The 22,384-nt window shown below is 63.7% G+C and carries 16 protein-coding genes, 1 tRNA gene and 1 pseudogene; 8 read left to right on the top strand and 10 right to left on the bottom strand.

The genetic code is table 11. The features are described from left to right. The first annotated feature begins 91 nt into the window (after positions 1-91). Complete coding sequence (locus P6U23_RS04425; RefSeq protein WP_407178374.1) at positions 92-3,238, top strand: multidrug efflux RND transporter permease subunit; 3,147 nt, start codon at positions 92-94, stop codon at positions 3,236-3,238. Positions 3,239-3,429: 191 nt separating this feature from the next. Then, a complete protein-coding gene (locus tag P6U23_RS04420) occupies positions 3,430-4,422 on the top strand; it encodes a Bug family tripartite tricarboxylate transporter substrate binding protein (RefSeq protein ID WP_407178373.1) in 993 nt (330 codons plus the stop codon). 172 nt (positions 4,423-4,594) lie between these two features. Here the strand turns inward: P6U23_RS04420 and htpG are convergent, their stop codons facing one another. The 3 genes from htpG to P6U23_RS04405 form a co-directional block, all read right to left on the bottom strand. Further along, on the bottom strand, positions 4,595-6,478 hold the full coding sequence (gene htpG, locus P6U23_RS04415; RefSeq protein ID WP_407178372.1) for a molecular chaperone HtpG: 1,884 nt from the start codon (positions 6,476-6,478) through the stop codon (positions 4,595-4,597). 107 nt (positions 6,479-6,585) lie between these two features. Further along, positions 6,586-7,791 (bottom strand): MFS transporter, encoded by a 1,206-nt coding sequence (locus P6U23_RS04410; protein ID WP_407178371.1) that lies wholly within the window; start codon positions 7,789-7,791, stop codon positions 6,586-6,588. A 97-nt stretch (positions 7,792-7,888) separates the two neighbouring features. After that, on the bottom strand, positions 7,889-8,599 hold the full coding sequence (locus P6U23_RS04405) for an SGNH/GDSL hydrolase family protein (RefSeq protein WP_407178370.1): 711 nt from the start codon (positions 8,597-8,599) through the stop codon (positions 7,889-7,891). Positions 8,600-8,832: 233 nt separating this feature from the next. Here P6U23_RS04405 and P6U23_RS04400 point away from each other — a divergent pair, with 233 nt between their 5' ends. Next, the gene (locus P6U23_RS04400) at positions 8,833-9,474 is read left to right on the top strand and encodes a hypothetical protein (protein WP_407178369.1); all 642 of its coding nucleotides are present in this window, start codon (positions 8,833-8,835) and stop codon (positions 9,472-9,474) included. 392 nt (positions 9,475-9,866) lie between these two features. Beyond that, complete coding sequence (locus P6U23_RS04395) at positions 9,867-11,042, top strand: OpgC family protein (protein WP_407178368.1); 1,176 nt, start codon at positions 9,867-9,869, stop codon at positions 11,040-11,042. On the opposite strand, the gene P6U23_RS04390 is transcribed toward P6U23_RS04395, so the two are convergent. Continuing rightward, entirely contained in the window at positions 11,021-11,824 is an 804-nt protein-coding gene (locus P6U23_RS04390) for an MBL fold metallo-hydrolase (RefSeq protein ID WP_407178367.1), read from the bottom strand. The two genes, P6U23_RS04395 and P6U23_RS04390, sit on opposite strands and share 22 nt — an antisense overlap. A gap of 107 nt (positions 11,825-11,931) precedes the next feature. On the opposite strand from P6U23_RS04390, the gene P6U23_RS04385 reads away from it, so the two are divergent. Both P6U23_RS04385 and P6U23_RS04380 read left to right on the top strand, forming a co-directional pair. Continuing rightward, positions 11,932-12,318: an MAPEG family protein gene (locus tag P6U23_RS04385; RefSeq protein ID WP_407178366.1), complete on the top strand. Its 387-nt coding sequence runs from the start codon at positions 11,932-11,934 to the stop codon at positions 12,316-12,318. Between the two features lie 160 nt (positions 12,319-12,478). Next, positions 12,479-12,577 (top strand): annotated as a pseudogene (locus P6U23_RS04380) (4-hydroxythreonine-4-phosphate dehydrogenase PdxA); the annotation flags it as partial. Between the two features lie 40 nt (positions 12,578-12,617). On the opposite strand, the gene P6U23_RS04375 reads toward P6U23_RS04380, so the two are convergent. Further along, entirely contained in the window at positions 12,618-13,715 is a 1,098-nt protein-coding gene (locus P6U23_RS04375) for a trypsin-like peptidase domain-containing protein (protein WP_407178365.1), read from the bottom strand. Between the two features lie 323 nt (positions 13,716-14,038). Between P6U23_RS04375 and groL the strand changes: the two genes are divergently transcribed. After that, positions 14,039-15,664: a chaperonin GroEL gene (gene groL / locus P6U23_RS04370; RefSeq protein WP_407178364.1), complete on the top strand. Its 1,626-nt coding sequence runs from the start codon at positions 14,039-14,041 to the stop codon at positions 15,662-15,664. A gap of 70 nt (positions 15,665-15,734) precedes the next feature. Here the strand turns inward: groL and P6U23_RS04365 are convergent, their stop codons facing one another. After that, a complete protein-coding gene (locus P6U23_RS04365) occupies positions 15,735-17,177 on the bottom strand; it encodes a PLP-dependent aminotransferase family protein (protein ID WP_407178363.1) in 1,443 nt (480 codons plus the stop codon). Positions 17,178-17,255: 78 nt separating this feature from the next. Between P6U23_RS04365 and P6U23_RS04360 the strand changes: the two genes are divergently transcribed. After that, a complete protein-coding gene (locus P6U23_RS04360; RefSeq protein WP_407178362.1) occupies positions 17,256-18,005 on the top strand; it encodes a pyridoxamine 5'-phosphate oxidase family protein in 750 nt (249 codons plus the stop codon). A gap of 139 nt (positions 18,006-18,144) precedes the next feature. Here the strand turns inward: P6U23_RS04360 and P6U23_RS04355 are convergent, their stop codons facing one another. The 4 genes from P6U23_RS04355 to P6U23_RS04340 form a co-directional block, all read right to left on the bottom strand. Next, entirely contained in the window at positions 18,145-19,344 is a 1,200-nt protein-coding gene (locus tag P6U23_RS04355; RefSeq protein ID WP_407178361.1) for a M24 family metallopeptidase, read from the bottom strand. 418 nt (positions 19,345-19,762) lie between these two features. Next, positions 19,763-21,643: an FTR1 family protein gene (locus P6U23_RS04350; protein WP_407181321.1), complete on the bottom strand. Its 1,881-nt coding sequence runs from the start codon at positions 21,641-21,643 to the stop codon at positions 19,763-19,765. Between the two features lie 115 nt (positions 21,644-21,758). After that, a complete protein-coding gene (locus tag P6U23_RS04345; RefSeq protein WP_407178360.1) occupies positions 21,759-21,977 on the bottom strand; it encodes a hypothetical protein in 219 nt (72 codons plus the stop codon). A gap of 127 nt (positions 21,978-22,104) precedes the next feature. Continuing rightward, positions 22,105-22,181: transfer RNA gene (locus P6U23_RS04340), tRNA-Met, on the bottom strand. Positions 22,182-22,384: the final 203 nt, after the last annotated feature.

Raw genomic sequence — 22,384 nt, 5'->3', positions numbered from 1 at the left:
TTTTGGAGAGGAAACGCACGTCCGTGCCCGAGGCTTTCGGGCGCGGCTCCCGGCTTTCGGGAAAAGATGCGCCAGCCAATTGACCTTGCGCATGAACGAAAGCATCTCGGCGCCGTTTATCCGCTACCCGATCGGCACATCGCTGTTGATGGCCGGCATCCTGTTCATCGGCCTTGTCGCCTATCCCCTGCTGCCGGTCGCGCCGCTGCCGCAGGTCGATTTCCCGACCATCCAGGTCTCGGCCAGCCTGCCGGGCGGCAGCCCCGAAACCATGGCTTCTTCCGTGGCCCAGCCGTTGGAGCGGCAGCTTGCGCAGATTCCCGGCATTGCGCAGATGACCTCGACGAGTTCGCTGGGCTCGACCGCGGTCACCATCCAGTTCGAGCTCAACCGCAATATCGATGGCGCCGCCAATGACGTGCAGGGCGCGATCAATGCCGCAAGCGGGCAGTTGCCGAAGAACCTTCCCTCTCCGCCGACCTATCGCAAGGTCAATCCGGCGGACTCGCCGATCATGATCCTATCGGCGACCTCGAACACGCTGCCGCTGATCAAGGTGAGCGACTCCGTCGATGCCCAACTCGGCCAGCAGATCAGCCAGATCTCGGGGGTGGCGCAGGTCTTCATCGGCGGACAACAGAAGCCGGCGATCCGGGTCCAGGTCGATCCAGCCAAGCTGGTGGTCAAGGGCCTCTCGCTTGAGGATGTCCGCAGCCAGATCGCGGTGACAACCGTCGACAGCCCGAAGGGCAATATCGACGGGACCAGGCGAGCCTTCACGATCTACGCCAACGACCAACTGCTCGACGCCAAGGACTGGAACGACGTCATCATCGCCTACCGCAACGGCGCGCCTTTGCGTATCCGCGACGTCGGGCAGGCCATTGCCGGGCCCGAGGACATGAAGACGGCCGCCTGGGCCGACGGCCAGCGCGGCGTGTTCCTGGTCATTTTCAAGCAGCCCGGCGCGAACGTCATCGCCACCGTCGACCGCATCAAGGCGGAGCTGCCGCGTCTGATCGCGGCGATCCCGGCGGCGATCAAGATCAGGATCATGAGCGACCGCACGGTCACCATCCGCGCCGCGGTCCAGGAGGTGCAGATCACGCTGTTGATCACCATCGGCCTCGTGATCATGGTAATCTTCGTCTTTCTGCGCAGCTTCTGGGCCACTTTCATTCCTGCCGTCACCGTGCCGCTGGCGCTTTTGGGCGCCTGCGCGCTTTTGTGGGCGTTCGGCTATACGCTCGACAATCTATCGCTGATGGCACTGACGATCGCGGTGGGCTTTGTGGTCGACGACGCCATCGTGATGCTGGAAAACATCAGCCGCTATATCGAGCACGGCGAACGGCCGCTGGCCGCGGCATTCAAGGGCGCCAGCGAGATCGGCTTCACCATCGTATCCATCAGCATTTCGCTGGTCGCGGTGCTGATCCCGCTGTTGCTGATGGGCGGGGTGATCGGCCGCCTGTTCCGGGAATTCGCGGTGGCCCTGGCGATGGCGATCCTGGTGTCGATGGCGGTATCGCTGAGCCTGACACCGATGATGGCCTCGCGCTTTCTGCGCGCGGAGAGCGAGACGCGGCATGGGCGGTTCTACAAATGGAGCGAACGGGCCTTCGAGCGCCTGCTGCACGCCTATGAGCGCGGCCTCGATCTGGCGCTGAGATGGAATTTTGTCACGCTCTGCATCTTCTTTGCGACCTTGGCCTTGTCGGTCTACCTGTTCCTGATCATCCCCAAGGGATTCTTCCCGCAGCAGGACAACGGCCTGCTGACCGCAGTTTCTGAGATGCCGCAGGACATCTCCTTTGCCGAAATGAAGCGGCGTCAGGAGGAGCTCAACGCGATCGTGCAGGCCGATCCCGCCGTCGATAGCATCGCCATGTTCATCGGCGGCGGCGGCACCGCGCTGAATTCGGGCCGCATGTACATCTCGCTGAAGCCACGCGAGGAGCGCACCGCCGATGCGCAGCAGATCATCTCGCGGCTGCGCCCGAAGCTGGAGAAGGTCGAGGGCGCAAGGCTGTACATGCAGGCGTCGCAGGACGTGCGGCTCGGGGGCCGCGCCACGCGCACGCAATTCGAATTCACGCTGCAGGACGCCAATCTGGACGAGCTGAACGAGTGGGCTCCGAAGATCCTGGCACGCATGCAGCAATTGCCGGAGCTGCGCGATGTCGCCACTGACCAGCAGACCGAGGGCACGACGCTGCAGCTCCAGATCGACCGCGACACCGCATCGCGCTACGGCATCCAGCCGCAACTCATCGACGATACGCTCTACGACGCGTTCGGGCAGCGTCAGGTAGCGCAGTATTTCACGCAGCTCAACAGTTACCACGTGGTGCTGGAAATCCTGCCCGAGCTGCAGGGCAAGGTCGAAACGCTCGACAGGATCTATCTGAAATCGCCGGCCACGGGCGAGGAGGTTCCGCTTTCGGTGTTCTGCAAGTGGACCACCGTGCCGGTGCGCCCGCTGGCGATCGCGCACCAGGGCCAATTTCCTGCCGTTACCATCAGCTTCAATCTCGCCGACGGGGTGGCGCTGGGCCAAGCCACCAACGCGGTCCAGGCGGCTATGGCCAGCATGGGCGCGCCGCCGACGCTCAATTCCAGCTTCCAGGGCACCGCGCAGGCGTTCCAGCAATCGCTGAGCACCGTGCCGCTGCTCATCCTCGCGGCCCTGGTCGTGGTCTATCTGATCCTCGGCATCCTCTACGAAAGCTATATTCACCCGCTCACCATCCTCTCGACCTTGCCGTCGGCCGGCGTCGGCGCGCTCGCGATCCTGATGGGGTTCGGCTTCGATTTCAGCCTGATCGCGCTGATCGGCATCATCCTGCTGATCGGCATCGTCAAGAAGAACGGGATCATGATGGTCGACTTCGCGATCGCCGCGGAACGCGAGGAGCACCTGTCCACGCGCGATGCGATCCGGAAAGCAGCGCTGCTGCGCTTTCGCCCGATCATGATGACGACGATGGCGGCGCTGCTCGGCGGCGTGCCCTTGATGCTGGGCACGGGCACGGGGTCGGAGATTCGTCAGCCGCTGGGCTATGCCATGGTCGGCGGGCTCGTGGTCAGCCAGGCGCTGACGCTGTTCACGACGCCCGTGATTTACCTTTACCTCGACACTCTCTCCAACGCGCTGACGCGCTGGACCACGCCGCGCAAGGGCGCGCATGCGGAGCCGAACGATCACAGCCAAAAGCTGAAGGACGCCGCGGAGTAACGGCGCACAGCTCCGGCGCGCCTGCTCCCACCGCTCGTTTCCCGTGCAATGTGAATTTTACCACGATTCCGGGAAGCTGGTGCGCACTGGCCCAATTCCTGCAAGATCAGAAGCATTCGGCGATCCTGGTGACGGGTGATGCGCTCACCGTTCACCCGCACGACGATGCGCCAAAACCGAATTTGGTAATCATGATCAGCAAACGATGCTTTCTTAAGTCCGTTGCCGTTGCCGTCGCCGGCCTCGCGCTGCCTGTCTTTCGCCCGGCCGCCTCGGCTCTTGCCAGCGCGGCCTATCCGTCGCACCCGGTGCGGTGGGTGGTGCCTTACACCGCGGGCGGCGCGACCGACGTATTGTCGCGGCTGATCTGTCAGCGGCTCTCCGACCGCCTCGGCGAGAGCTTCGTGGTCGAGAACAAGCCGGGTGCGGGAAGCAACATTGGCACGCAGGCGGTGATTGCCGCGCCACCAGACGGCTACACGCTGCTATTGACCTCGACGGCAAACGCCATCAACGCGTCGTTCGATCCCTCGCTGCCGTTCGATTTCGCCAAAGGCATTGCGCCGGTCGCGGGCGTCGCGCGCATTCCGCTGGTGCTGGTCGTCAACAACGACCTGCCGGCCAAGAATGTTGCCGAGTTCATCGCTTATGCCAAAGCCAACCCCGGAAAGCTCTCGATCGCGTCCTCCGGTATCGGCACCTCGCTGCATCTGTCCGGCGAATTGTTCAAGGCGCTGGCAGGCGTGCAGTTCACACACGTACCCTATCGCGGCTCCGCGCCAGGGCTGACCGACGTGATGTCCGGACAGATTCAGGGCATGTTCGATAACGTCACCTCGTCGTTCGAGCTGGTGCGGGCCGGCAAGCTCCGCGCGCTAGGCGTGACCACGCGCGAGCGCTCGAACATCCTGCCCGATGTGCCGCCGATCGCCGACACCCTGGCGGGCTATGAGACCAGCTCCTTCTACGGCGTCGGCGCGCCGCATGAGACCCCGCGCGAGATCGTCGATCTCCTCAACAAGGAGATCAATGCCGCGCTTGTGGATCCGGCGATCAGGCAGCGCATCGACGAACTCGGTGCGATCCCGATCACCGGCAATGCTTCTGAATTCGGCGCGATGCTTGCGACGGAGACCGAGCGCTGGCGCAAGGTGGTGGAGCTATCGGGAGTGCGGAAGGAGTAACAACGCTCCGTCACTTCGGGACGATGCGCCAGCATCGAACCCGGAATCTCGAGATTCCGGGTCTGGTCCATCCAAGTCGGCTGTTGCCGACTTGGACATTCATACTGCTGAAATCGGGTAAACCCGAGTTCAGTGGACCACCCCGGAATAACCATATTCCTAATCTGCGTCTCTACCCCGCTCCCACGCCCTGCAGCACCAGCCGGTTCAGCCGCGCGGCGAACGCGGCCGGATCTTCTGGCAATTCGCCGTCGAGGATTTGCGCCTGCTCCAGCAGCAAGAGCGAGAGATCGTCGACCAGCTTCGATTCGGCCGTATTCCTGGCGATCGCCGTGACCAGCGGATGTCGGAGATTGATCTCCAGGATCGGCTTGGCATTGGTGCCGCGATTTTGCAGCGCGAGGAAGCGCTCCAGCGCGCGGTCCGGCCCACCACTGCCGGCCACGAGGCATGACGCACTGGTGGTCAGCCGCGTCGAGGCTTTGACGTCGGTGACGCGATCGCCGAGGCTCGCCTTGATCAGCGCAATCGTGGCCGCCTCGTCCGCCGCGGGCTCGCCTTTCTCCTCGACCTTGGCATGTTCGTCCAAGAGCGGAATGAGATCGAAATTGAGGTCGCCCTGGCTCAGCGATTTCAGCGGCTTGCCCTCATACTCGAACGGCATGGAGGTCCAGAAGGCGTCCACCGGATCGGTCAGGAGCAACACCTCGAGCCCTCGCGCGCGCGCTGCCTCCAGGCGCGGATTCGATTTCAGCCGGTCGAGGCTGTCACCGACCAGGAAATAGATTTCGGTCTGGTTGGGCTTCAACTCCGCGACATATTGCTTGAGCGAGCGCCGCTCGCCGCTGGTGGTGGTGAAGCGTGACAGCGCCAGCAATTTGTCACGCCGCTCGAAATCCTCGTAAATGCCTTCCTTGATCGCGGCGCCGAAGGCGTCCCAGATCTTGTTGAAGTTCTCCGGGTCCTTCTCGGCGAGCTGTTCGAGTTCGCTGATGACGCGACCGGTGACCGCCTTGCGGATCTGCGCGAGCTGCGGATTGTTCTGCAGCATCTCGCGCGAAATATTGAGCGGCAGATCCTCGCTGTCGATCACGCCCCGGATGAAGCGCAGGTAGGCGGGCAACAGATCGGCATCGTCGGTGATGAAGACGCGGCGGACATACAATTTGACCTTGCCCTTGCGCGCCGGCTCGAACAGATCGAACGGCTTCGTGGAAGGCGCAAACAGCAGGACCGCGTAGGAGTAGCGGCCCTCGGCGCGGTAATGCAGCGTCAGCGCCGGCTCGTCGAAGGCATTCGCGATCGACTTGTAGGCCTGCTTGTAATCCTCTGGCGTCAGCTCGGATTTCGACCGCTGCCACAGCGCGCTTGCCGAATTGATCTGGCGCGGCTCGCCTTCTTCGGCCACCAGTTCGATCGGAAACTGGATGTTGTCGGAGTAGGCACCGACGATGCGCTCGATCTCGTAAGTCTCGAGATATTTCGCGGCCTCGGATTTCAGATGCAGCACGATTTCGGTGCCGCGGGTGACGCGCTTGGCGTCGTCCTTCGAGCCAGGGGCGACCTCGAAACCGGCCCCGCCGGAAGATGACCAGGTCCACACCTCACTCGATCCGGCGCGACGGCTGGTGACGACGATGCGCTCGGCCACCATGAAGGCGGAATAGAAGCCGACGCCGAACTGGCCGATCAGGCCGGCGCCGTCCTTCGCCTCAGTGAGCCTGGCGACAAAGGCCTTGGTGCCGGACCGGGCGATGGTGCCCAGATTGTCGATCAGTTCCTGCCGATCCATGCCGATGCCGGTGTCGGCGACCGTGAGCGTATTGGCCTTCTTGTTCGGCAGGATGCGGATTTTCGGCGGCTCGCCGTCGCCAATCAGCTCAGGTCTGGCGATCGCCTCATAGCGCAGCTTGTCGCAGGCATCCGATGCATTCGAAATCAATTCGCGCAGGAAAATATCGGTCTCGGAATAGACCGAATGCACCATCAGATTGAGGAGCTCGGAGACTTCGGCCTGGAACGGCTGGGTCGCGGAAATGGTGTCGTTCGTGGTCATACGTCTTACCCGGAAATGAATGGCAAGACGTCGATATAGCGAAGCCGATCTTCCGATCAAGCCTTCACGATTGCGGCCCTGGGCGGCGCATTGCGCCGCCCCTCGCCTCACGCCACCTGCAACCGGCGCCCTTGCGGTCGCGTGCTGAAAGCACAGGCTACGGCGACCGCGCCCAGCGCGACCATCGAGGCGCCGAGATAGAGCCACATATAGCTGTTGAAGGCGTCGAAGATGCGCCCGCCGGCCCAGGGGCCGAAGGCCATGCCGATGGCGGACGCCATGGTCATGGCGCCGAACACCGTGCCCATGGCGCGCTGGCCGAAGGACTCCCGCGCCAGCACCGCATAGAGCGGCATCGTGCCGCCATAGGCCGTGCCGAACACCAGCGAGAGCACATAGAATTCGCCTAAGCGGCTGACGAAGAGATAGCAGGCAATCGCGACCGCCTGCACCATGAGGCCTGTGATCAACACCGGCTTGGCCCCGAAACGGTCGGCGAGAAGCCCGAGCAGAAGCCGTCCACCGAGACCCGACAACCCCTCGAGACTATAGATCGAGACCGCGGCGAGCGGCGCGATCCCGCAACCGATGGCATAGCTCACCATGTGAAAGATTGGCCCGGAATGCGCGGCGCAGCAGAGAAAGAAGGTGAGAGCGAGCACGATGAATTGCGGCGAGCGGAACGCTTGCATCGCCGACATCGCAGGCTCGACAGCCGCGGCCTGCGGCGCCGCGGGAGCAGCCTTCGCGGCATGGGCGCGCCGGACCAGAAGGCCAGCAGGGATCAGCAATGCCCAGGCGAGCATGCCGATCACCATCATTGCGGTGCGCCAGTCGTAGGCCGAGATCAGCCAGCGGGCGAAGGGCGAGATGGTCATCGGCGCTACACCCATGCCGGCTGAGACCAGCGACACCGCAAGGCTGCGATTGTCGGTAAACCAGTCGGTGGCGGCCGCGATCATCGGCGCGAAGAAGGCGCCGACGGCGAGCCCCACCAATAGGCCGTAAGTGAGCTGGAACTGGAACAGCGACGTCGCCCCGCTTGCGAGCACCAGTCCGAGACCGAGCAGGACGGCCCCCGCCAGAACCACCGCACGCGGTCCGATCCGGTCGCTGAGCGCGCCCCAGCCGAAGCCGGCCGCCCCCATCACCAGGAAATCGAGCGTCATCGCGCTCGAAATCCCCGTGCGCGACCACCCGGTCGCGGCCGACATCGGCTGCAGAAAGACGGCGAGCGAAAACATCGCGCCGATGGCAACACATGTCATCAGCGCACCACAGGCCACGATCACCCAGCGATAGGACGACACCATACCTCTCTCCTCTTGCTGTGGTCAGTGCCTGCAAGACGAAGGAGGATGGTCGTTTCCGACACAGGCGGCAAAAAAATCGCTCTCAGTCAGGGCATCATCACGCCGGAGATTCGCCGACCTTCGCGGCGGCAGCCGCGATCGCCTCGCAAAGCTCATAGCCGATGCGGCGCGCGCTGAAATCGCTTTGGTGCAGCCGATCCGGGTCGGTCGGATCGATGATTGTGTCGAACGAACGTCGCTCGACTTCGACAAGCCTTCGCATCAGCTCGAACCGGCGAAAGACATTCGCCTTGTTGGCAGCCGCGATTTTCGTGATCAGCGACAGCATGCGGCGGGTCGCATCGATCTTGTCGTCCGTCAGCACGGCGGGCGCGTATTGCAGGTCCATGACGACGACGTCGGTCGCCGCGCCGGCAAGCAGCTTCAAGCCCTCATCGATCTTGGCCGCGACAAAGTCGAGATCATGGCCCTGTTGCCAGACAGCGTTGGTGCCAACCTGCCAGATCGTCAATGCAGGCGCCTCCACGATCACATCGCGCCGCATGCGCCCGAGCTCATCCGGCGCCTCCTCCCCGCCAATTCCTTTGTTGAGGACATCGATGAGGCGGCCGGGATATTTGATCCGCAGCGCCGTTTCCAGGCGATAGGGATAAGGCACGATGTCGCCTTCGCCTGCGGTCGAGGACGAGCCGATCGCCACGATCTTGATTCTCTCGGGCGCGCGAAGGCACCTGGCAAAGTTGATCAGCGGATATTCGAAGGCACCGGCATGCGCTGGAATATAGCGGTTGTTGGGTTGATCGATCATGTGAACCATCCCTTCAAGCTAGTCTTACCGCGTCTGTGAACCCTCATGGTGAGGAGGCACGAATGCGTCCACTAATCCCGCAGTAGAACTGCACATCAATGAAACAAGACGTTTGTTGCAGTTGCAACTTATTGGCATGTAAAGCAGAAATTGTATGACGACACTCATTTGTCACGACCCATTCACTGAACCGGCCTACGCGTTCGCCTGCTGCTTAACCACTGGGGATTCGCATGAGCCGCTTCAACGACACGCTGCGCACGCAACGTTGGGACGATTATCGCTACTATCATCAAAGCCGGATCAATCAGACGCTGCACCTGATCAGCGCCGTGATTTTCCTGGCCTGCTACGCCCTTCTCTTCAAGGACCCGGCGACGGCCGGCCTGATCGGCTGGCTCGCGATGCTGACGCGGCAGACCGGTCACTTCTTTTTCGAGCCGAACGGCTATGACAGCATGAACCAGGCGACCAACGAATACAAGGAAGCCGTCAAGCTCGGCTACAACCAGAATCGGAAGATCGTGCTCCTCATCGTGTGGGGCCTGGCCCCATTCGCCTTGTTTTTCTTCCCAACGCTGTTCGGCATCTTTGCCCCGCCTGTCGGGAGGTTCGATTTCGTTCGCCACGTCGGTCTGGTGTGGCTGGTCATCGGCATCGGCGGCGGGCTGTTCCGCATGATGCAACTCTTCATGACCCGCGGCGTTTCAACCGGGCTGGTGTGGATCTTCAAGGTTCTGACCGACCCGTTCCACAATATCGCGCTCTACTACAAATCGCCGCTGGCACTTCTGCGCGGAGAACTGATCGATACGTCCATCGCCAACGCCGATTGGAACGACGAGGAGGTCGAGGAGGCGGCGCATCTCACTTGAGGCGCAACCTTGCGGACGTGGATGCGATCGGCCCGCTGCGGGCCGACCCGTTTTTTATGTTGGCAGCCTTGCCGCGCGCTCCGGCAAGCGTTTGCCGCAGGAGCGGCTTCCCAATGCCGGCCACGGTGCGGCGCTACCAGAGCGTATCAGGCATTCGGCCGGGCTCGCCGACCTCGCCGATCTCCACAGCATCGGCCTTCCGAGACGCCTGGCGGCCGCCGGTCTGAACGCATCGCGTTAACTTTTCCCGGGATATGATCGCAGAGCCGCGAGCCGTTGCGCCGAATGCGGCGTGACTTCACAAAAACGCTATTGCAACAGGGCTGGACAGCCGCCCTTAAGTCCCTAGATGGCGGTTCTGACAAGTGACTTTTGATTCCAGCACAATTTCTATGCAGCCGACCATCAAGGCGAGCCTCGCTGCGCATGGCCGCGATTTGCGGATCGATTTCGCGCGCGGTATCGCCAACTGGTTCATGTTGATCGACCACATCCCGCACGACGTGGTCGGCCTTTTCACGATGCGAAATTTCGGCTTCAGCGGCGCCGTCGATCTGTTTGTCTTTGTCTCCGGCTATGCGGTGGCGATCCTCTACGGCAAGATGACGCTGGAGCGCGGCTTCATCGTCGCCGCGAGCCGAATCATCAAGAGAGCCTGGCAGCTCTACGCGGCTCACATCGTCCTGTTCGTGATCTACATCAATGCGATCGGCTGGGCCGCGGAGCGCTATGCCGCGCCCGACATCATCGAAGAATATCGCGTGATCGGCATTCTCAACGATCCGGTGCGGGTGCTGACGCATGGCCTGCTCTTGCAATCGCGGCCGCTCAATCTGGACGTGCTGCAGATGGCGATCGTGCTGCTGCTGTTTTTTCCAGTCGCGCTCGCAGGCCTCTTGCGCTGGCCGAATCTGACCATGCTCGGATCAATTGTGCTTTATTTTGTCTCCCGCCAATTCGGCTGGGGCCTGCCGGCCTTCCCGGCAGGCAGCCCCTATCTCAATCCATTCTGCTGGCAGCTCCTGTTCGTGCTCGGCGCCTGGTTTGCGCTTTCCGGCGGCAAATTCGTGCGCACGCTGCAGGAACTTTGGCCGCTGCGGGTCCTGGCGCTGGCCTATCTGGTGTTTTCACTTTTGATCATGGTCGCCGCGGAAAGTCCTGCTATCGGTAGCATGCTTCCCGACATCCTCAGCAAGGCGTTCATCCCGATCGACCGCGAGAATTTGGGACTTGCCCGCGTCCTTCACATCCTCAGCATCGCCCTGCTGTTCACCTGGCTCGTGCCGGCAGATTGGAAGGGGTTTCACAGCCGGCTCATGCAGCCCATCATCAAATGCGGCGAAGAATGGCTGGCCTGCTTCTGCGCCGGCGTGTTCCTCTCGCTGGCCGGATACATCGTGCTGATCACCAGTCCGAACTCCTACCTGCTGCAGGTGCTGGTCAGCGCTACCGCGCTCGTGCTGATGACGGCGGTCGCCTATTACGTATCGTGGTCGCGGCAGCAGGATCGCGGCGCGCGCCTTGGCCCCGCGCGCGCCAAGGACGATCACGCGATCGCCGACAGATAGCGCTGCACCGAGCTATCAAAGGCGGCCTTCGCGCCATTTGCGATGTTGCGGCCCCACCAGGCGCCGTAGATGCGATCGAAGGCAAGCGGCGCGATCTTTGCGGCAATCGACCTCACCGCCTCGCCGTTGAGCGGAATGTAGTTCGGATAGCTGTACATGAAGCTGAGGAAGCGGCGGTCCATCGCGACCTGTGCGATGTCGCCGGTCAGCAACGCGCCGCGGCCAGCGGCGCCGGCGCGCCAGTGCAGCACCGTGCCGCCAGCGAAATGCCCGCCGGCGCGCAGGAGCAGGATGTCATCGGAAAGCCTGCAGGTCTCACCTGACCACGACACGATGCCCTGGTACGGCCGGGTGACCCATTGGCGGTCGTCCGCATGCAGATAGACCGGCGCATTGCCGAAGGCTTCGCTCCAATCGGCCAGCGCGCCATAATAGTGCGGATGCGAGATCGCGATCGCCTTCAGCCCGCCGAGCGAACGGACATGCTGCACGGCGGCGGGCGTCGCGAGCGGAATGCAGTCCCACATGACGCAGCCGTCACGCTCGGGAATCAACAGCGCACGCTGGCCGATGGCGAAGCTCGGCTCCAGGCCAATGCCGACAAGGCCAAGATCATCGCGCCAGACCGGCTGGTGCGATTGCGCAAGTTCCTCGCGGGTGAGCCATTTTTGCCCGCCCCAATGCACGAACTGCCGCTCGTCCTCGCAAATCCGACAGGACGCCGGCGGCTTGTCGCTTTCGGGAAACTGCGCGCCGCACTGAAAGCAGGTAAACTGAGGCATTGGATGTGCTCTGGGATTATGAGAGTTGGGCGATCGGCGTACCGGCGGAGAGCGGTGTTTTCATCTTCGGGTCTGCTACTCTCCTGATCGGACACAAGGGGGCAAGCATGACTGTCGGCATCCTCTGCACGGCCCTGCTCGGACTTCTCCTGTTCGGGCTCGGGCTCTACATCTCGATCCTACGCCAGCGCGCGCACCGCCTCATCGGCCACGACAGCGATCCGACGGATACGCTGCATCGCGCGGTGCGCGCACATGGCAACACGGCCGAATATGCACCGTTCCTTGGCCTCCTGTTCCTATGGTTCGCAGCGCATCCGGCGCCGGGATGGGTTTCCGTGCTCATCGTGATCGCAACCATCGCGCGCTTTCTGCTGGCTGCAGGTTTATTGTGGGGCTCGTCGCTCGACAAGTCGAATGCGGCCAGGTTTCTCGGCGCGCTGTTGACTTATACCTGCGGACTGGCACTGGTGATCCGGCTGGCCGTGGCATGAGGTTACGATCCATCGTCCCTGCGGAAAGTCGTGACTTGCGCGAAATGAACGCTGCCGTCATGGCGGAGGGATCGCAATCGCGCGAGGCGATCGGCGAGTGAATGATACTGAGACTGTTGGCCGACGATTTGACCGGTGCGGTCAACTCCGCCGCCGAGCTCACGGCACCGCATTCGATATCGCCGGCAAGGGCATCGCCAACGAACGCAGCCTGATCGAGGCGATCGACTACGCGGAGCGGCTGGCGAGCAACGCGTGAGCAATTCGCCCCGGTCCGTAGATGGGATCCGCTTGTGAAATTACCCCCTCACCCTCGCTTTTGCGTTTCGCTCCGCCAGCGGCTCGACCTGCACCGTGGCGCTTTCCGTTGCCCGGTCGCGCTCGATCGTCAGCCGCACCTGCTGGCCAACCGGCGTGAGCCCGATCAGGTTACGCATTTGCGTGGCGCTGCGGATGGTGACGTCGTTGGCCCTTAAAATGATGTCGCCCTTGCGTAAGCCTGCGCGATCCGCCGGCGACCCAGGACTGACCTCGGTGATCCGCGCACCCTGCAGGTGACCGGAGACGGGCTCGTCGAGATCGGCCAAGCCGACGCCGATCCGGCCGCGTTCGACATGGCCTGATGCAACGAGCTGCTCCATGACCTTGCGTGCCATGTTGATCGGCACCGCAAAGCCGATCCCGACATTGCCGCCGGCCGGCGAGATGATCGCGGTGTTGATGCCGACGAGCTCGCCTTTGAGGTCGATGAGGCCGCCGCCGGAATTGCCCGGATTGATCGCCGCATCGGTCTGGATGAAATCCTCATAGCCCTGTTTGACCAGCCCAGTACGCCCCAGCGCGCTCACCAGGCCCGAGGTGACGGTCTGACCGAGTCCGAAAGGATTGCCGACCGCGATGACGAAATCGCCGACCTGCAGCGCGTCGCTGTCACCGAGCTTGAGCGCCTTCAGCCCATTCGGATCCCTGATCTGCAGGAGCGCGACGTCGGTCGGCGGGTCGCGCCCGATCAGCTTGGCTGCGAACTTCCGTCCGTCCTTGGTCGTGATCTGAACCACGGAGGCGTGCGCCACGACATGGTTCGCGGTCAGCACATAGCCCCGCTGTGCGTCGACGATCACGCCCGATCCGGTGGCGCTGAATTCCTTTTCAAGCTGTCGGGGGACGTCGAAGAATTCGCGAAACAGCGGATCCTGATAGAGCGGATTGTCCTCCCGAATCCGACCCTGCACCGAGATGTTGACGACCGCCGGCGTCACCTCCTTGACCAGCGGCGCCAACGTCGGCACGCGGCCGGTGCCGAGGTCCGGAATCTGGGCGGCGGCCGCACCCGCCATGAGCAACCACAATAGCGCGGGCCACACGGCCGCAGGCCTAAATAATTGCAAAACCTTCATTTTCCTTCCCACGAAGCTTTTGAGCCTTTTCGCGCGCGAATAGCTGGGGCGCAGAAACGGCGCCTTCAAGGCACATCTGGCAGTCCGGACCCGGGAGTGCCAAAAAATTTTCGCGAGTCTCTTGAACGGTTCCTCTTCTTTCCTAGGTCGGTTTTCGCCCGGGCCCGCTTTGCGGACCAGCCAGGCCCCATGACGTCGCGGTGCATGCATTTCCGTCCGCTGCATCACCGTGTGCTGTTGCGCATGACGGAGCGCCCCCGGGTCCGGATCATGCTCGAAGGCCGAGTTAAAGGAGCTGACAGAACATAAGGAGGTTTCGCATCATGGCTGCCAAGGACGTGAAATTCTCAACCGACGCCCGCGATCGCATGCTGCGCGGCATCGATATATTGGCGAACGCGGTCAAGGTCACGCTCGGTCCCAAGGGACGCAATGTGGTGATCGAAAAGAGTTTTGGTGCGCCGCGCATCACCAAGGACGGCGTCACCGTCGCCAAGGAGATCGAGCTCGAGGACAAGTTCGAGAACATGGGCGCGCAGATGGTGCGCGAGGTGGCCTCCAAGACATCCGACCGCGCGGGCGACGGCACCACGACCGCGACCGTGCTGGCGGAAGCCATCGTCAAGGAGGGCACCAAAGCGGTCGCCGCCGGCATGAACCCGATGGACTTAAAGCGCGGCATCGATCTCGCGGTGGACGCCATCGTCGAGGACCTGAAGTCGCATGCCAAGAAGGTCACGGCGAACGAGGAGATCGCCCAGGTCGCCACCATCTCGGCCAACGGGGATGCCGAGATCGGCAAATTCCTCGCCGATGCCATGAAGAAGGTCGGCAATGAGGGCGTGATCACGGTCGAGGAGGCCAAGAGCCTCAACACCGAGCTGGAAATCGTCGAGGGCATGCAATTCGACCGCGGCTACGTCTCGCCCTATTTCGTCACCAATGCCGAAAAGATGCGGGTCGATCTCGAGGACGCCTATGTGCTGATCCACGAGAAGAAGCTGTCGGCGTTGCAATCGATGCTGCCACTGCTCGAAGCGGTCGCGCAATCGGCCAAGCCGCTGCTCATCGTGGCCGAGGACGTCGAGGGCGAGGCGTTGGCGACGCTGGTCGTCAACAAGCTGCGCGGCGGCCTGAAGGTCGCGGCCGTCAAGGCGCCGGGGTTCGGCGACCGCCGCAAGGCTATGCTTGAGGACATCGCGATCCTGACCGGCGGCACCGCGATCGCCGAAGATCTCGGCATCAAGCTCGAGAATGTCACGCTAAACATGCTCGGCCGCGCCAAGAAGATCGTGATCGACAAGGAGAATACGACGATCGTCAATGGCGCCGGCGCCAAGAAGGACATCGAGGCGCGCGTCGCCCAGATCAAGGCGCAGATCGAGGAGACGACCTCCGACTACGATCGCGAGAAGCTGCAGGAGCGGCTCGCGAAACTCGCCGGCGGCGTCGCGGTGATCCGCGTCGGCGGCGCGACCGAGGTCGAGGTGAGGGAGCGCAAGGACCGCGTCGACGACGCGCTGCACGCGACCCGCGCGGCGGTCGAGGAAGGCATCCTGCCCGGCGGCGGCGTGGCACTGCTGCGCGCATTCAATGCGCTGAAGCGTGTCAAGAGCGCCAATGACGACCAGAAGGCGGGCGTCGACATCGTGCGGCGCGCCATCCAGATGCCGGCGCGGCAGATCGCCATCAACGCGGGCGAGGACGGCTCGCTGATCGTCGGCAAGCTGCTCGAACATCCGGACTTCAATTGGGGCTTCAATGCCGCGACCGGCGACTACCAGGACCTGGTAAAGGCCGGCGTGATCGATCCGGCCAAAGTTGTCCGCGCTGCGCTGCAGGATGCCGCCTCGGTCGCTTCGCTCCTGATCACCACCGAGGCGCTGGTGGCAGACAAGCCGAAGAAGGCCGAGGCGAACGCACCGGCTGCTCCGGGAATGGACTACTGATGCGGACGGCCCGGCCGCGCGGGCGGCCGGGCCGCTCGGCGCGATGGCGCAACGCGGGATCGAGGCGCGCTCAGCGCAACGCTGCGAGATAGTGCTTGGCCGTCCGTCCCAGGGCATTTGCCGCGGCGATCAGTTCACCGACGTCGTGTCCGCCGAATCCCAGGATGAACCCGTCAGGGTCCGCAGGCTTCACGCGCGTTTCCGACAGAAGCCAGCTCTCGACCCGCGCTTGCGTGCGGATCCGGGCCGCTGCATCGCTTGGCAAGCCTTTCGGCAGCAGCGCCAGCAGGTGCAATCCTTGCTGCGGGCTCACGATGTCGAGGGCGCCATCCGCCGCAGCCTCGAGTGCGGCGACCACGGCGTCGCGCCCTGCACGGTAGCGCCGGCGCATGCGGCGCGTGTGATCGGCAAGAAAGCCATCCGCCATCAGATCGGCCACCGCGCCCGCGGCAAGGGTCGGCGGAAAGCGATCGTGTCCCTCGCGCACCGCAACAACGGCCTCGACGGCGGCAGGCGGAAGCACGATGTACGCGAGGCGCAGAGCGGCGCCGAGGAGTTTTGAGAAGGTACCGAGATAGATCACACGATCGCCGCCGCCGATGCCGGCCAGCGCCGTCAGCGGCGGACCGCTGTAGCGAAATTCGCTGTCGTAATCGTCCTCCAGCAGCCACGCTTTTGACGCGCGCGCCCAATCGACCAGGGCCGTGCGGCGCGCCATCGTCATGGTGACCCCGGTCGGAAACTGGTGGGATGGCGTGACATAGGCCGCTTTCGCGCCTCCGGTCTTCCGCTGCCCGGCGCGCACGTCGAGCCCTTCGGCGTCCACGAGGACGGGCACCACCTTCAGGCCGGCCCTGGTCAAAGTCCTGCGCGCGGCCGGATAGCCCGGGTCTTCCATCCACACGGCATCGCCAGGGGCCAGCAGCGCCTCCGCGCACAGCCGCAGGCCCTGCTGGATGCCGTTGACGATGACCACGCAATCGGGGTCGCACGCAAAGCCACGGCTTGCGGCGAGATAGCGCGCGATCTGCACACGAAGGTGCTCGCTGCCGCGCGGATCCCCGTAGCCGAAATCGGCATCGCTGGCTTTGATGATGCGGCGGCGCGTGGCCGCCGCGAGCCGCCGCAGCAATTGCGGATCGGCGTAAGTCTTGCCCAATGCGAAGGGTCTGCTCGGCAGCCGCTTGACCTCTGCGGGCACGCCCGCCTGCGGCGGCTTTGCACGGCGCGGCGGGGCGGGAAGCGATGCGACGAACGTCCCTGATCCGGTGCGCGCCTCGGCCAGCCCGTCGCTTTGCAGATGTTCATAGGCAATGACGACGGCGTTGCGCTTGACCCGAAGCTGGCCCGCGAGCGCGCGCGTCGAGGGCAGCCGCAGGCCCGCACCGAGCCGCCCGTCGAGAATGGCACCGCGGAGGCCTGCATAGACCTGCAGCGCCCGGCTGCCCACAGCGCGCTCCAACTGCAGCGGCAGATCGAGCACGGCGCCCCGTCGTTTGGAAGTGGTCGGCATAATCAGCTCAAAATTGGACCTCGCGCCGACCACTTTAGCTGTGGCCTAGATGACGCTCAACTTCGGAAAAGTGCGAGAATGACCAGCAAGACCTGTGCGAGCTATCCCGTCGATGAGATCAACCGCGTAAGGCGGCGCCACGACCGCGGCTTCTATGATGTCGAAACCGTGCATGCGCTGCTCGATTCAGCCGCGCTGTGCCACGTCGCCTACGTGATCGACGGCCAGCCCTACTGCACGCCGACGCTGTATTGGCGGGAGGGATCACGGCTGTACTGGCACGGCAGCAGCGCGAGCCGGATGCTGCGCAATCTGTCGGAAGGCGAGCCGGCCTGCCTGACCGTGACCCATCTCGACAGCCTCGTGCTGGCCCGCTGCGGCTTCAACCACTCGGCCGATTATCGTTCCGTGATGGCGTTCGGCCGCGCCAGGCTGGTAAGCGATCCGGAAGAGAAGGAACGCGCGCTGGTGATGATGGTGGATCGCCTCTTCCCCGGCCGCACCGCGCAATTGCGCCAGAGCACGCAGCAGGAAATCAAGGCGACAGCCGTCGTCACCATGGAGATCGAACGCGCCTCGGCGAAGATCCGTGCCAAGGGCGTCGCGGATGACGATGAAGATTACGAGCTGCCGATCTACGCCGAACGCCTGCCGGTCTACACGGTGCTGGGCACGCCCGAAGCCTGCACGCGCCTGCTCCCCGGCGTGGCGCGCCCGACCCATCTCGCAAGCTATCGCGAAGGGCGAAAGCTGGAGGACGCCGTGCGTGAAGCATATGGCATCGCCTATACGGAAGCCGAGCCGCTGGACCCCAATCCGTCGTCCTGAGGTGCCGTAGCGCAGCGGAGGCGTCGAAGGATGAACGGCTCGGCTACGAGAGCCGCACCGTCGCCCTTCGGGACGGCCGCTTCCGCGGCCTTCTCAGGGGTGACGGTGACAGTTCATGGCCGGTTCCGCGAGCTGGTTCCTACCGCAGCGCGGTGCCGCCGAGATTCCAGCCGCGGCCGCCTTCACCGAAGATCTCGTGGCCGGCCGGTGTAACCGCCACCGTGTCCTCGAGCTTGATGAAACCGCGCCTGGGATGCTTCATCGTGGTTTCCACCGAAACCACCATGCCGGGCTCAAGCGGCCGCTTGGCGTCGGCCGCGTCGTAGCGGACCGGCCCAGTGGCGGTGAGGCGCGGCGCCTCATGGCTGACCAGCCCCATGCCGTGGGCGAGGAACTCGGTATTGTCGCGCTGGCTCGTCGTCTGCAGGGCTCGTTCGGCGGCGCTGTAAATCTCGCCACCCGCAACACCCGGCTTGATCGCAGCGAAGGCTGCGCGCTGCACCTGCTCGATTTCGGCCAGCAGATCCTTCAGCTCCGCGTCCGGCTCGCCGAGCACCGCCATGCGCGCGAGGTCGCCGATATAGCCGTGGTAATTGCCGCCGGAATCGAGCGACAGCACGTCGCCCTCTTCCCAGCGCTGCTCCGAGGGCGCGCGGTTGTGACTCGCGCCGCAGGCCAGCAGGCAATATTCGAAGGTCAGGCCGCGGCTCGTTTCCGCCACGCGCAGCGCATCGGAGAGCTGGCGCTTGGTGGCCCTACGCTCATGATGGGCGATCACATCGAGCATCGATTCGATGACGAGCTCGGACGCCATGCGCAGCTTCGCCAGCTCGGCGGGCCGCTTCACCGCGCGTAGCCGCTCCAGCACGTAAAGCGCGTCCTTGACCTGGCTGTTTGGAAACGCGTCCTGCAGCGCCTTGCCGGCATCCATCGGCATGAAGGCACACTCGACGCCGATCCTTTTCGCCGGCACGCCAGCGCCGCGGATCAATTGCGTCGCCAGCGCAATCGCGTCCGTGGTTCCGTGGGCCGTCGTGCGCAGCTCCGGCACCCAGGGACCGGCGACCTCGCGCTGATGCGTCTCCAGCCGATGCCCGACATAGGCCGCCTTGTCGGGCGCGCCCTTGGCGTAGATCACGATCGGCAGATAGCGGCTGACGCCCAGCGCATCCATGTAGTCGAAGAAGATCGCCCGCTCGACATCCAGAAGGTACTGCACATTGTGCTTGGAGGTGGCGAGCAGGACGTCGATGCCGGCCTCCTCCATCAGCTCATCGAGCTTTTTGGCATCGAACGGAATGGCCGGGGAAGCAGTGTGAGTCCGGGCGCTGTCCTGCATGATGCGTCTCCCTTCCTGGCTATGACCCCGCAGCGTGGAACGCGATTGCGATTAATTCGCCATCATGCGCGAGGTTTCCGGCCGGGCATGATCTTTTTGGAAAAGCGGTGAACGAGCGCATGATCGGAGTGCGGGCGCCCGGGGTTCCATCAGCGCAGCCTGTCAGACGGGGCCAACGTCGTGATGCGCCTCAAATTCACCGGCGATAGCGCAATGTCGCAAGCGCCTGCCGGCGCAGGCCCTAATAGCAGCCGGTTCTAAGAGCGCATCACGCCGGTTGTAGTCTTCGCATTATTCGTCAGTTGCTCGAGGTCCGATGTCGCATCCAGCCCGTTTGCGTCACGGTCGCTTCACCTTCTTCGCTGCGCTGTCTTTGCGAAGAAAGGCGGCGACAGCGACCAAGGCTCGATCCGTTCCTCTATGCGACCTTTCGACGATTGAGAGCGAAGCCGATGGCCAGGGCCGCAATCATGAGGATCTGCGCCGCGATCGTTTGCGTCGTTGGGAACAGACCAACCAACGAGATCCGCGGCACCGAGCCCAACGGGGCGATGCTGACGATGCCGGCCTCTTGCAGCGCCGCGATACCCTTGCCGGCCAGCACGACCGTCAGAACCGCCATGAGCCACGAACTATAGGTGAAGAACTTGCCGATCGGCAGCCGGCGGCTATAGCGCAGCATCGCCCAGGCAATGATCGCGAGCACGGCGCACGCGCTCAATGCTCCGGCAAGTATGGTGCCGCCGTTTCCCTGGGTCCATAGCGCCGCGTAGAAGAGGATCGTCTCGAACACCTCGCGGTAGACGACGATGAAGGCGAGTCCGAATAGAAGCCAGGCCGAACCGCTGGATAGCGCCTTCGCCATCTTTTCGCGAATGTAGCGTTGCCATTGGTCGGCTTGCGCCTTGCCGTGCATCCAGATGCCGACCGAGAGCAGGACGACCGCAGCGAAGACCGAGCCGAACCCCTCGGTCAGTTCGCGGCTCGCGCCGCTGATCCCGATCACCCAGGTCGCGACGACCCAGGTGATGAAGCCGGCAACGAGGGCACCCACCCAGCCCCCGTGGACGTAAGGCATGACCTCTGTGCGCTCGGCCTTGCGGAGGAAGGCGATCATCGCAACGACGATCAGCAGCGCTTCCAGCCCCTCGCGCAGCAGGATCGTCGCCGCCCCGAGAAAGGTCGAAAGGCTGCTTGCCGCATCGGGTGAAAGCGAGGCCTCCGCATCAGCAAAGAGACCGTCGAGGACCTGCACCCGTTTGGCGAGCGCATCGGCATTTTCTCCGCTCTGAATAGCGGCGCGGTAGTCGCCCATCGCCCCCTCGATCCGCTCCATGAGCGTACGATCGCGCGCGCTCAGCATCGGTTCGACCGGCTCGAATCCGTCGAGATAGGCGGACAAAGCCAGCTCGCCGGCATGCTTGCGGTCGCCTGCACGATAGGCCGCAAGGCTCTCACTCAGGCGGCTGCGCACCAGCGACAGCGATCCGACCTGCTGCTGCATGACCGCATCGGGATGGCAACGCAAATAAGCCATGAGCGCGTCGGCCTTGTCCTGTCCGATCTTGCTGGCGAGCGCTGCGGGGATCGTGCCGACGAGCGTCTTCAGATCGGGAACGAGCCGGTGAAGCGCTGAGTCCTGCTTCCACAACCGTTCGCCTTCCACCGCGGCGGGATCGGGAAAAGCGAACTGACCGGCGTAGAAGGCCAAAGCCCAACGATCATCGGTCGGAAGACTGTCGAAGCTCGGCATCGCCGTGCCATCGAGGCCCTGGGTGATCACCTGGTAAAGCGCGAACACGCTGCGTTGGCGGGCGCGTTCGGCATCCGTGAACGCGACGGGCGGCGTATCCAGCTTGTCGGCGTTCGGCCCATGACCGTCGCCGGCCTCGCCATGACAGGCGGCGCAGTTCTGAGCAAACAGCGTGGCGCCGCGTGCGACGTCCGGAACCTTGCTCGGCGCCAGCGGCACTGGGTAGGCCACAAGCAACGCGGCCGCCAGGCCACGCGCTATGCCCGCAACCTGCTCGGCATCAGCCTTGTCGGCGATGGCGCGCTGCAGGCGGACGGCTTGGCTCGCAAGCGCTTGCCGTTCCGGCTTGGGTGGAAGCGCAGCAAGCTTTGCGGCAACGGTCGCCGCGAACTCGTTCTGCTCGGCATATTCGGAAGGACTCGTGACCGCGCCGCGCGACACCGCGCCGGCGTAATCCACCGCGATGTAGTCCAGCAGTCGCCAGGTGGTTTCGACATCGCTGGTCTCGGCCCTCGCCGTGCCGAAGAATAAGGCAGCGAGCAGCATGGCGAGCACTGCGAGACGCGGCGGTACGGATAGCAGAGTCACGGGGATGCCAGATTGAAGGTTGTCCCGATGACGGTCGTACTGCCGGTTTCGGGTCGGTGCAATTTGAGGCGTTCTAATTCCGCACCGGGTCAACTTGTTTTGAGGCTTGTCCGCCGGCTTTCTCACGCGCGATTCGCGCAAGGCGCGAGCCGCGGCGGCGACGGCAGCCAGGGTCGCTTCGCGCCATCGCCTCGCCCTTCTCGAAATCTCCCTCCATCTGCGCCATGGCGTTGGTGACATGCGCGAGAGCGCCGAGACCGGAATTGTCGTTGCAGTCTTCTTGCGCGAGCACGCGGCTGGCTCGAATCGGCGATGACGTTGCAGGCCCGCGGAGCGCCTTCAACCAAGCTCGTGCGATGACTTCGCCTCAGAAACCAAAAATCCAGCAATCCGTTAGGATTGCTGGATTTCGGACGTCTTGGTTGCGGGGATAGGATTTGAACCTATGACCTTCAGGTTATGAGCCTGACGAGCTACCGGGCTGCTCCACCCCGCGATAAACCGTTGCGTGCCTTGAAAGGAAAAGCCGGGGACGAAAGCGGGCTAACGCGGCAGCCGCGCCGATCGATCCCTTGAGCTTCCTGAGAAGGCGACCCCGGGGCTGTGCCATCGGGGTGCGGGGGCTATGTATCAACCAGGAACCGCTTTGGAAAGGGTGTTGCGCGCTCTTTTTTCGATTTTATGACACGCAAAATCCGC

This window comes from Bradyrhizobium sp. STM 3562 (genome assembly GCF_045571435.1).
Taxonomy (GTDB): Bacteria; Pseudomonadota; Alphaproteobacteria; order Rhizobiales; family Xanthobacteraceae; genus Bradyrhizobium.
The sequence above is the reverse complement of the archived record's forward strand: the minus strand, read 5'-3'. Positions and strand labels throughout refer to the sequence as shown.

Excerpts from the sequence above, each read along its gene's own strand:
- P6U23_RS04425 (WP_407178374.1), top strand. The coding sequence starts at position 92 with ATGAACGAAAGCATCTCGGCGCCGTTTATCCGCTACCCGATCGGCACA.
- P6U23_RS04420 (WP_407178373.1), top strand. The coding sequence starts at position 3,430 with ATGATCAGCAAACGATGCTTTCTTAAGTCCGTTGCCGTTGCCGTCGCC.
- htpG (WP_407178372.1), bottom strand. The coding sequence starts at position 6,478 with ATGACCACGAACGACACCATTTCCGCGACCCAGCCGTTCCAGGCCGAA.
- P6U23_RS04410 (WP_407178371.1), bottom strand. The coding sequence starts at position 7,791 with ATGGTGTCGTCCTATCGCTGGGTGATCGTGGCCTGTGGTGCGCTGATG.
- P6U23_RS04405 (WP_407178370.1), bottom strand. The coding sequence starts at position 8,599 with ATGATCGATCAACCCAACAACCGCTATATTCCAGCGCATGCCGGTGCC.
- P6U23_RS04400 (WP_407178369.1), top strand. The coding sequence starts at position 8,833 with ATGAGCCGCTTCAACGACACGCTGCGCACGCAACGTTGGGACGATTAT.
- P6U23_RS04395 (WP_407178368.1), top strand. The coding sequence starts at position 9,867 with ATGCAGCCGACCATCAAGGCGAGCCTCGCTGCGCATGGCCGCGATTTG.
- P6U23_RS04390 (WP_407178367.1), bottom strand. The coding sequence starts at position 11,824 with ATGCCTCAGTTTACCTGCTTTCAGTGCGGCGCGCAGTTTCCCGAAAGC.
- P6U23_RS04385 (WP_407178366.1), top strand. The coding sequence starts at position 11,932 with ATGACTGTCGGCATCCTCTGCACGGCCCTGCTCGGACTTCTCCTGTTC.
- P6U23_RS04375 (WP_407178365.1), bottom strand. The coding sequence starts at position 13,715 with ATGAAGGTTTTGCAATTATTTAGGCCTGCGGCCGTGTGGCCCGCGCTA.
- groL (WP_407178364.1), top strand. The coding sequence starts at position 14,039 with ATGGCTGCCAAGGACGTGAAATTCTCAACCGACGCCCGCGATCGCATG.
- P6U23_RS04365 (WP_407178363.1), bottom strand. The coding sequence starts at position 17,177 with ATGCCGACCACTTCCAAACGACGGGGCGCCGTGCTCGATCTGCCGCTG.
- P6U23_RS04360 (WP_407178362.1), top strand. The coding sequence starts at position 17,256 with ATGACCAGCAAGACCTGTGCGAGCTATCCCGTCGATGAGATCAACCGC.
- P6U23_RS04355 (WP_407178361.1), bottom strand. The coding sequence starts at position 19,344 with ATGCAGGACAGCGCCCGGACTCACACTGCTTCCCCGGCCATTCCGTTC.
- P6U23_RS04350 (WP_407181321.1), bottom strand. The coding sequence starts at position 21,643 with ATGCTGCTCGCTGCCTTATTCTTCGGCACGGCGAGGGCCGAGACCAGC.